This window comes from Bacteroidota bacterium, assembly GCA_018816945.1.
In the GTDB taxonomy this organism is placed as follows: domain Bacteria; phylum Bacteroidota; class Bacteroidia; order Bacteroidales.
Map to the genome: position 1 here is coordinate 22,261 of JAHIVC010000060.1, position 13,867 is coordinate 36,127.

A 13,867-nucleotide genomic window follows, 5' to 3' on the forward strand; every position below is an offset into this window, starting at 1 on the left:
CTATGTTTGTAAAACGGCATAAAGCATTGTAAAATCTTAAATTTTCAATGTGCATTTAAGATAACAATTGGTATTACTTATTTTTTTAATTTCACCTAATGAATGCCGATAAACGAGAATTTTTGCAATGTTTGTATTTCCCATCGCTATTTACCGCATTTATATGGCTTGTATGGTTTTTCGAATTGGTTTTCAATATCGACTTGTCCTTTTTAGGGATTTATCCTTTAACTTTTAAGGGATTAGCGGGGATTATTACTGCACCATTAGTGCATGCCGGGTATGGGCATCTGATGGCTAATAGTATTCCGCTTTTTGTTTTGAGTGCCTGCCTGTTTTATTTCTACCGACAAATTGCATATAAAATCTTCTTTTTAGTTTACGTGATTACCAATATATGGGTTTGGTTTTTGGCTCGTGATGCCTACCATATTGGGGCAAGCGGGCTTGTTTACGGATTGGCTGCTTATTTATTTACGAGTGGATTGGTGAGGAAAAACCCCCGTTTGTTGGCTATAACATTTGTTATCATTTTTTTATACGGAAGCATGATTTGGGGAGTTTTTCCTGAATTTTTCCCTGAGAAAAACATTTCCTGGGAATCGCATTTGATGGGAATGATCGCGGGAGTTGTACTTGCAATTTTTTTTCGGAACGAAGGTCCAAAACCAAAAACCTACGATCTGGATGATGATGAATTGGACGACGAAAATCCTTATTGGGAAATCAAAGATTCAAATCCTTCAGAAGCAGATACGCATAACTAAATTGTTTTATTGTCATTTCGATCTCGCTGTATGCGAGGGAAAAATCCTTATTCTAAAAAATTATTCTAAAGAGATCTCTCAGTCATTTTATTCGTGAAACTAGATTTTTATAAGTGCTAGCGCTATAAAAATTCTAAGTTGAACGAATCCCGATAGCGCAGCGTATCGGGATGAATGAGACTAACCTGCCGGCCGCAGGCGGGCTTGTGGCGAAAAAATTAAATACTATTCCAATTGATACCCCGTTGCTCTGCGGCGGGGAGTTTCATTCCCTTCGGGATGACATTGACAATTCTTAATCCTTCAGCATAAACCGATTATACAAAAAGAGCAGGATTGAAGTCCCAATCCCGATTCCGGCAAAAACCAACCAGATATTTCCGGGATGATACTTTAAATAAAGCATTTGATTAAGTTGGGTTTGAGTCATGTTAAGATGGGCCATTGCTTCTTTAAACAATAAAGCACCATCCATATTTTGCATGTTTTCAAGCGTAGCAAAACCACGTTCGGCAAGTTCGGTTTTTAAAATAATATATTTGTCCGACATGCTATCATATAGCGTTCCTGATAGTAAACCACCTAAAACATTGCCCCCCGCAACTGGCAAGTAACTTACGCCCATATAAAGCGCCACTTTATCTTTTGGTGCAATCCGTCCTATGTATTCTTGTATTCTGGGCGAACTTGCCATTTCTCCAAATGCAATAATCACAACTGCCATGACAATGAAAAGTCCGTATGTTTGGTAATTAAAAAGACCCATTCCTATCGTAATGACCAACAGTCCGACAATCATGGTGACAATGGGTTTTATTTTCATGATTAAACCGGATACAATGAGTTGGAAAATGATAATTGAAAAAGCAGCAATATTTACAATTTGTTCCGGACGTATAATGCCAACGCCATCCTCTACGGTTCCAATTGCACTTGCAACAAGAGATGATGAATTATAGATATCTGAGGTGTCGACCCATTGAGTTATGAAAACAGGCAGAGTAAAAAATAATTGCATATAAACAATCCAGAAACCTATCATCAAAATGATAAATGTCAGAAATTTAAGATCACTTAAGGCGGTGCCCATATTGGCAAAAATCTGACGAACAGTATCGCCAATCGATTCTTTCTTTTTGTCTTCGGTCCTGCCGGGTTCGCGGTAGTAGTAAAGTAAAATTAGGTTAAGCAGGATTACTGCAGCACACATGTAAAAAACATAATGCCAGTTTAAATCACGAAGCTTAGATGCTGCAAATGGACCTAAAAACCCACCAATATTCACGATCATGTAGAAAATAGCAAAACCAATGGTATCGTTTTTTTCGGTCGTGGTTTTTGAAACAGTTGCTACAATAATAGGTTTGAAAAGTGCAGCTCCAAGAGCAACAATTAAAAATGAAGCAAATACCAAACCGTATGAAGTAAACTGCCCCATGAAAAAGTATCCTGAAGAAAGAGTCACAAATGCAGCTAACAGAACTTTTCTGAATCCAAATTTATCAGCTAATGCACCTCCTAAAATTGGCAGCAAATAAATGATTCCGGTTACAACAGCCTGCATAAGTCCACGCTGGTTATTTGTAAAGCCTAATCCTCCTTTTGAAATTGGGTCTGTTAAATAAACCGACAGTACAACGAACATTCCGTAATAAGCCCATCGTTCAAATAATTCCATAACATTGGCCAGCCAGAATGTTCTGGGGAATATGCCAAATAAACCAACTGTTTTATTCATTATTTTGTAGTAAGGTATGGGAGCAGTTTTTGGAAAAGAGAGTCGCTGATAAACTGATCATTAAAAGCATCTTCGGCTTTGTCAAAAACTTTTTTTTGCCTCCTGTTAACAATATCTTTCGTAAAATCGTAGCTAATATAAGGATGTTTCAGTAAATCCTTAAAATCTGCTACATTTATATTGAGGTGTTGTATGAGCTCAATATTACAGGTCAAAAAGAAGTCTTTTAAGGAATCATATTTTAGCGAATCAATGCCGTAAACTTCTTGTAGTTGAGAAACAGAAATATATCCACCTATTAAGTCACGATATTTTATTATTCTGGAAGCAAAAACAGGTCCGATACCTTTAATTTTTATAAGTTCGATGGAGTCGGTCGAGTTTAGTTCAACCTGGAAAGTAATCGTATCCTTAATTTGAGGATACTTTTTATTTGTTTGATTTTCTTTTTCCGGAAGGCTGATAAAAGGATTCAGTTTTGAAAATAGTGCCGAATCAATTGAATAGATTTTTTGAAAATCTTCCTTAGTTTTGAAAACACCCCCTTTATTGCGATAATTAATGATAACCTGGGCCTGTTTTGGATTTAACCCTAATTGCAACCATTCTTCTTTCTTGAGTTTGTTCGGATCAAAATTGAAATATTGAATTATGGAGTCCTGCAATTTATTGTTTGAAGTTATGAGGCTATCGTAATGCGAAATAAATTGCTCATATTGAGTAAAGTCAATTTCCGGCTTTTGTATGATAAATTGCAATGCCAGATTAAAAATACCAATAAGCGTGATGATAATAATTAGAAAGTAAATACCACGTCGTTCTTTTTTGTTGAAGTAAAAAAAGCCGGAAAGAAAATTTTTCATAAAAAAGTGAACTAAACTGCTTATGCAGGTTAATCCACTTTTAATAAAAATGTCGACATTCCGGGGATTAATATCTTTTAATTTCTCCGCTTTTAACCCTTCGGATATAACTGGTTAAGTCCTTCCTTACTTCAGGTGCCAAAATGATCAGTCCAAGTATATTTGGAATACCCATTGTGAGAATCATCATATCGGCAAAATCGGTAACAGCACCTAGAGAGGAAGATGCCCCAACAACAATAACGCCTAAGAAAATAATTCGGAATATTGTATCTGTAACTTTTCGATTTCCAAATAATTTTTCAGAAATACCGCCAAAAAGATAATCAAAGCCTTTAAGACCGTAATATGACCAGGAAATCATGGTGGAAAATGCAAACAGAAAAATAGCAACCAAAAGTAAATACGGAAACCATGAGAATACAGACCCAAAAGCCTGAGAGGTCAGCTGTGTGCCTTCTAGCCCTAATGGGTTGGTGTATTGGCCTGTAAAAATAATAACAAGGGCAGTCATTGTGCATATCACGACTGTATCTACGAAAGGTTCCAGTAATGCAACAAATCCTTCTGAAATAGGTTCATCTGTTTTTACTGCTGAGTGTGCAATTGCTGCTGAACCCACACCGGCTTCATTTGAAAAAGCAGCTCTCTGGAACCCGACTATCAATACCCCGATAATCCCACCTTTTATGGCAGCAGGAGCAAAAGCGCCACTCAAAATCAAACCGAAAGCACTTCCTGTTTTATCAATATTCATAATAATAATTACCATGGCGGTACCTACATATAGCAGGGCCATAAAAGGAACAATTTTATCAGTAACTCTGGCTATACTCTTAATCCCACCAATAATTACAACTCCGACAAGTACAGCTAGAATGATCCCGAAATAGGCACCATATCCTGAAATGCTGGGTACCATCAAAGCCAATTGAGAGAATGCCTGATTGGCCTGGAACATATTTCCGCCACCAAAAGCTCCACCAATAACGAGAACTGCAAATATGAAGGATAAAACCAATCCGAGCCATTTCATTTTTCGTTTTTTCAATCCTTCGCTTAAATAATACATGGGGCCTCCTGAAACCACCCCGAATTTGTCAATCTTTCGGTATTTTACCCCCAGCGTACATTCTACAAATTTTGAAGACATTCCAAGAAACCCGGCTATTATCAACCAAAATGTTGCACCGGGGCCTCCTACGGTAATAGCAATGGCAACACCGGCTATATTTCCTAATCCGACCGTAGCAGAAAGGGCTGTAGTTAATGCCTGAAAATGTGAAACTTCGCCAGGATCGTCAGGGTTATCATATTTGCCCCTGATTAACCCAATTGCATGTTTAAAACCACGAATATTTATAAATCGCATAAATATTGTAAAGAAAATTGCACCACAAATTAGCCATACAACAATGAAGGGAATTGGAGATGTCCGAATCTGTCCCATTTCATTTGTAATCGGAGTACCTTGCTTATCACGAATAACGGGATCGTGGATTCCTGCTGCTGAGAATGGATCCCAGTTCAATACAGAAGCCATGGCCCGAACGATAGGAACAAAGGCATCATTGATTCTTTCGCTTAATGTTTTTTCAGTATTATTTTGTTCCGAATCATTAACAATCGCTAATTGTTCAGTAGTGTCTTGCCTGATGGTGTCGGTTGGAGTATTATTTGTTTGGGCGAACAGGTTGATGCTAACAAAGAGGCTTAATCCAAGCAGAACGTTAAATCTGGTATTCTTCATGCAGGTAATTGTTTAATTAATATTTGCTATTCAGGGGTAAATGTAACACGAGATTTGAATGATAATTTAAGTATCTACAATTATTTCCGTAATATTTATTTAGGAGAAGCAAATTTGGCAAAAATATATATGAATCGCAAAGTAAAGTCTTAAGTAAAGTCGGTTTATGGTTTATTTATAATCAAATAAAATAAGACAGTTAAGACACAAAATTTATTTGTATTTTTATACTAAAACTTTCAAACCAGTTCATTAATCTATTTTTACTAACGATTTTTCGATCTATGATGGATTTATTAACGATATCTTTCGATTTTGATTTCTACCCCTTACTCATTATTGTGTTTATTGCCTGGGCGATTCCAATGTTGATGTCGATATTGAGGATTACTAAGATACCAACTGTGGTTGTTGAAATATTAGCAGGGTATTTTATAGGAAGATCTTTATTAATGGGCTATCCTACCGAGTCTATTGTCTATCTTGATTTTTTAGCTTTAACAGGGTTCATTTTTCTGATGTTTTTAGGGGGACTCGAAATCAATATGAATCAGGTAATTGCTTCTTTCCCAAGACATAAAATAACATATTCTAGATATCTGAATAACCCATTACTTATTGGGCTGATGTATTATTTCGTTACCATTTTTGTTTCACTTCTTGCAACATTTCTTTTGTCCAACATTATTGAAATAAACAATATTTGGTATTTTTCCCTCATCATGGTCACTACCTCAATAGGTATAATTTTGAGAGTATTAAAAAATCGTGCTGAAACAAATACCCACTTTGGTCAGATGATTATTTTAGCCGCAGCAATAGCCGATATCTTTAGTATTATACTTATTACAATTTCTGCTTTTGTGATCAAAAATGGTTTCCGGTCAGAATTGGTATATCTTTTGCTGTTAGTTGTGCTGTTTTATTTGCTTTATTTTTTTGGAAAAGGGTTTGATAGAGTGTCCACCTTTAAAAAAATTTCCTATCAATTGGCACATGCAGCTTCTCAAATTCAGATTAGAGGCGCAATCCTTCTAATATTAACATTTGTTGTTTTGGCACAGTTTATTGGTAAAGAAGTTGTTTTGTTAGGAGCCTTTTTGAGCGGATTGTTACTTTCACTTTTCTTGCAAAAGGACAGATCCTTATCATTAGTTAAACTTGATGGGTTTGGATATGGTTTTTTCATACCCATGTTTTTTATAATGATAGGGGTTCATTTTGATGCAACTGCTTTAAGTGACCTCGACAATTCTCAATTTCTCTTTTTGGCATTATTGCTTACATCATTATTTGCAATTAAAATAATCCCTTCTTTTTTATGGATTCGCGTTTTTGGATTTAGAAAAGCCATATCAGGAGGTTTTCTAATGTCATCCCGACTTGGATTGATTATTGCTGCAGCTGCGATCGGTTATGAACTCGACTTGATTTCGGCGGCTGCAAATGCAAGTTTCATATTAGTGGCAGTGATAGCTTGTATCGTTTCGCCAATTGTTTATGGATTAATAAACCCTCAAAACATAAAACAAATCGAAAAAACAATTATTGTTGGAGGTTCGAGTATAGGTGTTCTATTGGCGAGAAGATTGCACCTGCATGCCAAAGCATCTGTCATTATTGAAAAACGAAAAGAAAGGTATGAAGATTTGAAATCAAAGGGATTGGAAGCATTCTTGGGTGATGGATTTGATTTTGGTACTTATAAAGAGATTGGAATGAACCCTTCGAATCACATTGTAGTTTTAACGGGTAATGATCAGGAAAATATCAGGATATGCGAGATGTTGCGTAAAGAATTTATGCACGAAAGGATTATATCAAAATCAGGGACCAGCTCAATTGAGCAAAAGCTAAAAAGTTTGGAGGTTGATACATTTGATGCTACACGGATTTTGGCTAATAGCATCGAAAACTTAATTATTCGCCCATCAACATACCATGCCCTTATTGAATCGTATGAAAATTTTAACATCGCTGAAATCCAGATTGTTAATTCGAATATTGATGGGATGCAGGTTAAAGAAATTCCGTTCCATGGTGGTGGAACCATTATGATGATAAGGCGAGGGAGAAATATGTATATCCCTCATGGAGATACCTATTTGAGAGTGGGGGATATAGTAAATATATTTGGTACCAATCCAGCTATTGAAGATTTTCAGAAAAAATTATCCTAGTGTCAGGCTTCATTTTTTTTATGGAATTTAAAATTTCACGCGTCTGAGCAATCTGATCTTTGGTGCCAAGTACAAAAAGTTTTGAATTGGGAATCAAATTTATTTAAGTTTGGTTTTATTGCGTTGTATATCCATGTATAAATTCTGTTCAAACAAATATATGGAAGTTTAGCATATCAATGGATCGATCTCAATTGTTGATTTTTGATCAGGAAAGGACTTCTTAGTCGTTATAATAGGAATTACTTAAATTAAAAAACTTGAAAACAGTATTAAGCCGGAGAGGTTCAACTTTTCTGTATACAATAATTTAAAAGAAAAAATAAAGCTGCATTACAAATATTAAATAAAATTAGAGACTGTATATACCAAAGGTTATTTTTTATTCAACAACTCACACCCAAACTCGCACTCCAGGCATTTTTTAAAATCGCAATACTGAGTTTTTAGTTCAATAAGTGCCTGAGTTTGTAAAGCATTGTTGGTTGGTAGATTTAAATGTTTCCATTGTCTTATAACGGCATTGTTTTCGCCCTTTAGGTTTTCCAGAAAATGCAGTGCTTTATCACTTTGTTCAGGTTTAGCCGTGCGATATCCGTAAATAAATAAGATGGGAATCACGCAATTAATAAGAATACTCTCTGAGGCTTTTATTCCAAAATTTTTAATTTTCTTTTTTGTAGCTTTATCAAAATGGTAATGTGTATCCCAATATTTTGAAGCTGAAGCATCAAACATTTGAAGTAATTCGGCAGTGCTTTCAGCTTCAATTATTTGAGAAAACAGGGAGGTGTTTTGATGTAAAATTGCTGAAAGCTGGGCAATTCTGACGGTCGGGAAGTTCGAGGGCCACAAGCGTAAATATTGCCAAAGATGAATCTGGATGGGGTTTAAAGCGTATTTATGTTTCAGGTATACATATTCGCTTTTAAGCTTATTTGGGTAATCATCCTTAAAATCTTGATCAAGCATTCCGGCCTGACCAAATAACAATGCTTCCATTTGCAGCAATTCATCTTTATGCTTTATTAAAACCATGAGAGAAATTGATTTAATCAGCATTTCAAAGGAAATGACATTGGTTTTAAACCCAAAGCTTCTAAAAAGTTGAACATAAAAAAGCTGCTCAATGTCGGATTTGTTTTTTAACAATTCCTCACTCAATAAATTAAATTTTCGTTCGATCCTTTCAATAGCAAGGCGTTGGAGAAAGTGTACCTTGGTTAATTCTGAAATTTGATTAATAGATTTTTCGCAGGCGATCCAACCCTGATTTTGCATAAATCCCTGATATTTCGAATATATTTTAAAATCAAATCTGTTCTTTAATTCCAAAACAGCAACAGGTTTAAAGTTTTCATAATTAGGACCCAAGTCATCCTCAAATACAACATGAAGTATTACATTTTCGTATTTACGATCATGATGGTGATTGTGTTTGATCCAATCAGATGATTTTCCATGAATTTCAACATTTCCAGCCCAGATGGTTTCGCCAATTTTAATTAAAGTATTTGAAAAATCAGGCCCGCCATCTGTGTTTCTAATGCCGGGTTTTTTTACCACAATTGTGTTATGATCAACACTAACAAGGGGTAAATTAATCAATTGAAATTTCCATAGATAGCATAAAAAGGTTTCGGGCACATTATTATTCATCACCATTAGGTTTAAGTTTTGATTAAAAATAGTTGTCAGAAGTTAATACCCAAACATGCAAATTGTCGTAATTTGATGAATATAAATCAGTAATACTTTTTTGGATACTTTAGATGGATGTTTTTAAGTTGTACTGAATCAGTCATGTATGCGGTCATAATGATATTTGGATTAAGTTACATAAATCACTACTTTTGTGAATATAAATCATGATTGCTAAATTGAATGGGTGATTTAAATACTTTATTACTTGGAGTTGAGTACAAGCTAAAAAAATTGCTGGAACAATACGAGAGGAGCGAAAAAATCAATCATCGGTTACAAAGTGAGAATGAGGATTTTAAAAAAATAATTTTAGATAAGAATCAAACAATAGATAAATTTAAAGACGAATTACTAAAAGTGAAATTAGCCAAGTCAATTGAATCAAATGATGGATCAAGTGAGGCTAAATTGAAAATAAATGAACTGGTGCGGGAAATAGATAAATGCATTGGACTTTTAAATCAATAAAATTAGGTTGAATAAACCTGCAAAATGGATGAACTAACAATTACAGTCACAATTGCTGACAGACCATATAGATTAAATATTAGAAAAGAAGAGGAAGAAGGAATACGGAAAGCAGCGAAAACGATTAGCGAGAAAATAAAGCAATATTCAGATAACTATGCCTTTAATGATAGGCAGGACCTGTTGGCCATGGTTTGTTTGGAATTTGCAAACAGTTCACTTGTATCTGAGGAAAAACTATTTAAATCCGAAGATCATTTTGTGGAAAGATTAAGTCGAATTGACCAAATCTTATCCAATAGCATAGATTAAAGTCAATATCGTTCTTTGAAAAGCACAAAATTATACCCGCATTAATTCAAATATGTTTGTAAACTCAACATTATAATCATTAGAGTTTTAAGCTCATGAATTTCTAGAAAAGGCCTCAATTCCGATTTATCGGGATTCTCAATCGAGACGGTGGACTTTCGAAAAATTTGGCTACTCTATACATGCTGTATAGGGGTTTACTAAGCTCAGAATTAATGCGGGGTTTTTTTATTTTCAATATAGTTTTGGTCGATCGCATAACTTAATTAACATCGAATTATGGACCCAATATTATTAAATGTTATTGCAGCTGCGGGCTCTTTAATTGTAGGTGGATTGATTACCAATATTTATATTAATAAATCCTCCAACAGAAAAAGCACACAGATCGTACAAGAAGCCCACGAAAAGGCCGAGGTAATCAAACGAGATAAAATATTGCAGGCCAAAGAGAAATTCCTGCAACTACGAACTGAACACGAGAATTATTTAAACGAGCGAAATTCAGCTAATCAGCGCACCGAAAGCCGATTGACACAAAAAGAAACCTCTCTCAATCAGAAAATCGAAGAAGTTCAGAGAAAGCAAAATGAATTAAATCTCATCAAAACCAACCTGACAGCTCAACTCGAAGTAGTTAGCAAAAAACAGTCGGAGTTGGAAAGATCTCATTATGAGCATATTGAAAAGCTGGAAAAAATAGCAGGCTTATCTGCAGAGGAAGCTAAAAACCAACTTGTTGAATCGTTAAAAGGTGAAGCGAAATCTGAAGCCGCCATTCAAATTAAAGATATCATCGATGAGGCAAAGCTGACAGCGAATACAGAAGCCAAAAAAATTGTGATTGAAACCATTCAGCGCACTGCTGCCGAAAATGCGATTGAAAATACAGTTTCCGTTTTTAATATTGAAAGTGATGAGGTCAAGGGCCGGATCATTGGTCGTGAAGGAAGAAATATCAGAGCGCTTGAAGCGCTTACAGGGATCGAAATCATCATCGACGATTCACCGGACGCAATTATCCTTTCGGGATTTGATCCCGTACGCAGAGAGATTGCTAGACTCTCTTTGCATAAATTGGTGACCGATGGCCGAATCCATCCTGCCCGTATCGAAGAAGTGGTTGCTAAGACCAAGAAGCAAATTGAACTCGAAATTATTGAAATAGGAAAACGAACTACCATCGACCTTGGGATTCATAATATGCATCATGAATTGGTAAGAATGATTGGAAGAATGAAATACCGTTCATCCTACGGTCAAAACTTATTACAGCATTCCCGTGAAGTTGCAAATTTATGTGCCACCATGGCAGCTGAATTAGGCTTGAATCCCAAATTAGCTAAACGTGCGGGTTTGTTGCATGATATTGGTAAAGTGCCTGATAATGAACCGGAATTGCCACACGCAATTTTAGGAATGAAATTGGCTGAAAAGTTCAAGGAGAAACCTGAAATTTGCAATGCCATTGGTTCTCACCACGACGAAGTTGAAATGGATTCATTAATTGCCCCAATTGTGCAAGTTTGTGATGCGATTTCAGGTGCCCGACCTGGTGCCCGACGTGAGGTTGTTGAAGCATATATCCAACGCTTAAATAAATTAGAAGAATTGGCACTTACTTATCCCGGAGTAGTAAAAACATACGCCATTCAAGCCGGACGTGAATTGCGTGTGATTGTTGGAGCAGAAAAAGTTACTGATTTGGAAGCTGATCAAATTTCGATTGATTTGTCAAAAAAAATTCAGGAGGAAATGACTTATCCCGGACAAATAAAAATTACAGTTATCCGCGAAACAAGGGCTGTTAATTATGCTAAATAGTTGTGCCTCATAAAAAAAGAGTCATCAACTTTTGAGCGATTAATTATGATTCAAGAAAATAAAGCAATTAACAAGCTGAATAATGAGAATTAATTTTATAGCAGTAATCTTATCTCTTCTCCTTTTTTCTAATTGCCAAAGTAGAAAAGATATATTGACAAAAGATCAAGAACAAGAAATAACAGATACTCTTAAAACTATCGCTTCTGGATTTTTAAGGAGCTGGGAACCTCCGTTTTATCCAGAACGAGCATTGCAATTGTTTACTCAAACCGAGGATTTTTGTTTAATAATTGACGGTTTTTTGATTGAAAATTATAGTAAATGGGCAGAAGGAATACCTAATTTTATGGCTGATGATAAATCTTTTTTTAGTTTATATAAGCATGAAATAAAGGATGTAAAAACGGTAGTTCTTAGCAAGTATGCTGGGGTTGTAACAATAATCTATATTTGGGATAGTATTACAGCGGAAGGTGTTCATAGAAAAACGGATGGTGCAATAACTTTGACTTGCAGGCGTGAAGAAAATGGATGGAAAATTATTCATTATCATGGTTCACATGGTGATGATCAAATAGTTGATTAAAAAGAAATAATTACGAGGCAAATGGCATATAGTGCATGCTGCCCGCATTTTGATAGGTTTTCAAGTTGCTTACCTGAGTTTTTCAATCATGCTTATTGGTAACTTGAAAGGTAGGGCCGCACGACACCATATGCCCACCGTTAAAATTAGTTAGATAAAAAAAGGGCTTTATGCCCTTTTTTTATTTCTTTCTTTTGCTTTTTATCGGTGCAAAAAGCATTTTATACGATGCGTTTGTTTCTCCTTTTACAATATCACCCAACTTATTCTTTAGGAGCAACTTCTTTAAATTACTTACCCTTTCAACAAATAATATCCCTTCCAAATGGTCGTGTTCGTGTTGAATGATCCGGGCAATCATTCCATCAAAAACTTCGGTATTTTCAACAAAGTTTTCATTCATATATTTAACCGTAATCTTAGGCTTGCGTAATACAAATTCAGCAATACCCGGCACACTTAAACAAGCTTCGTTAAATTCCCATTCTTCGCCTTCTTCTTTTAAAATAACAGGATTGATCAGTGCTTTTTTAAAACCCTCAGCTTCCGGATAATCTGTTTTATAAGGATCTGCATCAATTACAATTAATCGTATTGATAAATTTACCTGAGGAGCGGCCAAGCCAACACCAACTGCTTCATACATTGTTTCAAACATATCTGCAATTACTTTTTGCAAATCGGGGTAATCTTTATCTATTTCTTTAGCAACTTTTTTTAATACAGGATGACCGTATGCTACTACAGGATATATCATATTTTATTTTATTAAATCGAGTTCATGTAAGATTGTAAAATGATAGTTGCACTAACACTATCGAGCAAGCTTTTATTCTGACGGTCCTTTTTCTTGAGCCCGGCATCTAAAATGGTTTGTTGTGCCATTTTTGATGTAAAGCGTTCATCATGCCTTTCGATCTTAATATTCGGGAACTCAATTTTAAGTTTTCTTATAAAAGGCTCAATGTATTTTGTGGATTCAGAAGGTTCGTAATTCATTTGTTTAGGTTCTCCAATTACAATACAATCAACTTTTTCTTTGCTGAAATAGTCGTGCAGATAGGCAAACAATTCGTTTACACTAATGGTTGTGAGTGCATTTGCAATTATTTGAAATTCATCAGTTACTGCCAGGCCAACTCTTTTACGACCGTAATCTATAGCTAAAATTCGTCCCAATATTTTCAATTATTGATCGATAGATTTTGTAATTACGACACAAAATTACGAAGAACTATTTATACTGTTCAATTTTTATATAATTTTGATTACCAAACACTGTATTATGTACGAACAAATAAGGAAAAAGATTGAATTGGCTTGGGAAAATAAGGGTCTATTGAAAGATGAACAAACCATAAAAGCAATTAGGGATGTAGTTGAATTATTGGATTTGGGGAAAATCCGTATTGCTGATCCGATCATTGCTGCAGATGGAATTTCGATTGAAAGATGGATTGTCAATGAGTGGATTAAAAAAGCAGTTCTTTCATATTTCCCGATTCAGGGGATGAAAAAAATTGAGCTGGCTCCATTTGAATTCCATGATAAAATAGATTTGAAGAAAGATTACGATAAACTTGGTGTGAGGGTGGTACCTCATGCTGTGGCACGCTATGGTGCTTTTTTAGCTCGGGGTGTTATCCTGATGCCATCTTACGTTAATATTGGC

General features: G+C 35.3%; 13 protein-coding genes. 7 read left to right on the forward strand and 6 right to left on the reverse strand.

The window, feature by feature from the left end:
• Positions 1–98 precede the first annotated feature (98 nt).
• Complete coding sequence (locus KKG99_09210; protein ID MBU1013174.1) at positions 99–767, forward strand: rhomboid family intramembrane serine protease; 669 nt, start codon at positions 99–101, stop codon at positions 765–767.
• 295 nt (positions 768–1,062) lie between these two features.
• On the opposite strand, the gene KKG99_09215 is transcribed toward KKG99_09210, so the two are convergent.
• From KKG99_09215 to KKG99_09225, 3 genes are all read right to left on the reverse strand, one after another.
• A complete protein-coding gene (locus tag KKG99_09215) occupies positions 1,063–2,505 on the reverse strand; it encodes an MFS transporter (GenBank protein ID MBU1013175.1) in 1,443 nt (480 codons plus the stop codon).
• On the reverse strand, positions 2,505–3,368 hold the full coding sequence (locus tag KKG99_09220; GenBank protein ID MBU1013176.1) for a helix-hairpin-helix domain-containing protein: 864 nt from the start codon (positions 3,366–3,368) through the stop codon (positions 2,505–2,507). Before KKG99_09220 ends, KKG99_09215 begins: the two co-directional genes overlap by 1 nt.
• Before the next feature lie 67 nt (positions 3,369–3,435).
• A complete protein-coding gene (locus tag KKG99_09225) occupies positions 3,436–5,118 on the reverse strand; it encodes an alanine:cation symporter family protein (protein ID MBU1013177.1) in 1,683 nt (560 codons plus the stop codon).
• Between the two features lie 284 nt (positions 5,119–5,402).
• Here KKG99_09225 and KKG99_09230 point away from each other — a divergent pair, with 284 nt between their 5' ends.
• The gene (locus KKG99_09230; protein ID MBU1013178.1) at positions 5,403–7,298 is read left to right on the forward strand and encodes a monovalent cation:proton antiporter family protein; all 1,896 of its coding nucleotides are present in this window, start codon (positions 5,403–5,405) and stop codon (positions 7,296–7,298) included.
• A gap of 375 nt (positions 7,299–7,673) precedes the next feature.
• Here the strand turns inward: KKG99_09230 and KKG99_09235 are convergent, their stop codons facing one another.
• Entirely contained in the window at positions 7,674–8,957 is a 1,284-nt protein-coding gene (locus KKG99_09235) for a DUF2851 family protein (GenBank protein ID MBU1013179.1), read from the reverse strand.
• A 225-nt stretch (positions 8,958–9,182) separates the two neighbouring features.
• Here KKG99_09235 and KKG99_09240 point away from each other — a divergent pair, with 225 nt between their 5' ends.
• The 4 genes from KKG99_09240 to KKG99_09255 all read left to right on the forward strand — a co-directional run bounded on the left by KKG99_09240 (position 9,183) and on the right by KKG99_09255 (position 12,195).
• Positions 9,183–9,470, forward strand: a complete 288-nt coding sequence (locus KKG99_09240; GenBank protein ID MBU1013180.1) for a hypothetical protein — start codon at positions 9,183–9,185, stop codon at positions 9,468–9,470.
• Between the two features lie 24 nt (positions 9,471–9,494).
• Positions 9,495–9,782, forward strand: coding sequence for a cell division protein ZapA (locus KKG99_09245; protein ID MBU1013181.1), 288 nt, complete (start codon positions 9,495–9,497; stop codon positions 9,780–9,782).
• A 279-nt stretch (positions 9,783–10,061) separates the two neighbouring features.
• Positions 10,062–11,606: a ribonuclease Y gene (rny, locus tag KKG99_09250; GenBank protein ID MBU1013182.1), complete on the forward strand. Its 1,545-nt coding sequence runs from the start codon at positions 10,062–10,064 to the stop codon at positions 11,604–11,606.
• Between the two features lie 82 nt (positions 11,607–11,688).
• Positions 11,689–12,195, forward strand: coding sequence for a nuclear transport factor 2 family protein (locus KKG99_09255; GenBank protein ID MBU1013183.1), 507 nt, complete (start codon positions 11,689–11,691; stop codon positions 12,193–12,195).
• A 181-nt stretch (positions 12,196–12,376) separates the two neighbouring features.
• Here KKG99_09255 and def read toward each other — a convergent pair whose 3' ends face one another.
• Complete coding sequence (gene def / locus KKG99_09260; GenBank protein MBU1013184.1) at positions 12,377–12,952, reverse strand: peptide deformylase; 576 nt, start codon at positions 12,950–12,952, stop codon at positions 12,377–12,379.
• 11 nt (positions 12,953–12,963) lie between these two features.
• Positions 12,964–13,374: a Holliday junction resolvase RuvX gene (ruvX, locus tag KKG99_09265; protein ID MBU1013185.1), complete on the reverse strand. Its 411-nt coding sequence runs from the start codon at positions 13,372–13,374 to the stop codon at positions 12,964–12,966.
• Between the two features lie 106 nt (positions 13,375–13,480).
• On the opposite strand from ruvX, the gene KKG99_09270 reads away from it, so the two are divergent.
• Positions 13,481–13,867 (forward strand): 2,3,4,5-tetrahydropyridine-2,6-dicarboxylate N-succinyltransferase (locus KKG99_09270; protein MBU1013186.1); only part of this gene is annotated, 387 nt, incomplete at its 3' end.

Excerpts from the sequence above, each read along its gene's own strand:
- KKG99_09210 (MBU1013174.1), top strand. The coding sequence starts at position 99 with ATGAATGCCGATAAACGAGAATTTTTGCAATGTTTGTATTTCCCATCG.
- KKG99_09215 (MBU1013175.1), bottom strand. The coding sequence starts at position 2,505 with ATGAATAAAACAGTTGGTTTATTTGGCATATTCCCCAGAACATTCTGG.
- KKG99_09220 (MBU1013176.1), bottom strand. The coding sequence starts at position 3,368 with ATGAAAAATTTTCTTTCCGGCTTTTTTTACTTCAACAAAAAAGAACGA.
- KKG99_09225 (MBU1013177.1), bottom strand. The coding sequence starts at position 5,118 with ATGAAGAATACCAGATTTAACGTTCTGCTTGGATTAAGCCTCTTTGTT.
- KKG99_09230 (MBU1013178.1), top strand. The coding sequence starts at position 5,403 with ATGATGGATTTATTAACGATATCTTTCGATTTTGATTTCTACCCCTTA.
- KKG99_09235 (MBU1013179.1), bottom strand. The coding sequence starts at position 8,957 with ATGAATAATAATGTGCCCGAAACCTTTTTATGCTATCTATGGAAATTT.
- KKG99_09240 (MBU1013180.1), top strand. The coding sequence starts at position 9,183 with ATGGGTGATTTAAATACTTTATTACTTGGAGTTGAGTACAAGCTAAAA.
- KKG99_09245 (MBU1013181.1), top strand. The coding sequence starts at position 9,495 with ATGGATGAACTAACAATTACAGTCACAATTGCTGACAGACCATATAGA.
- rny (MBU1013182.1), top strand. The coding sequence starts at position 10,062 with ATGGACCCAATATTATTAAATGTTATTGCAGCTGCGGGCTCTTTAATT.
- KKG99_09255 (MBU1013183.1), top strand. The coding sequence starts at position 11,689 with ATGAGAATTAATTTTATAGCAGTAATCTTATCTCTTCTCCTTTTTTCT.
- def (MBU1013184.1), bottom strand. The coding sequence starts at position 12,952 with ATGATATATCCTGTAGTAGCATACGGTCATCCTGTATTAAAAAAAGTT.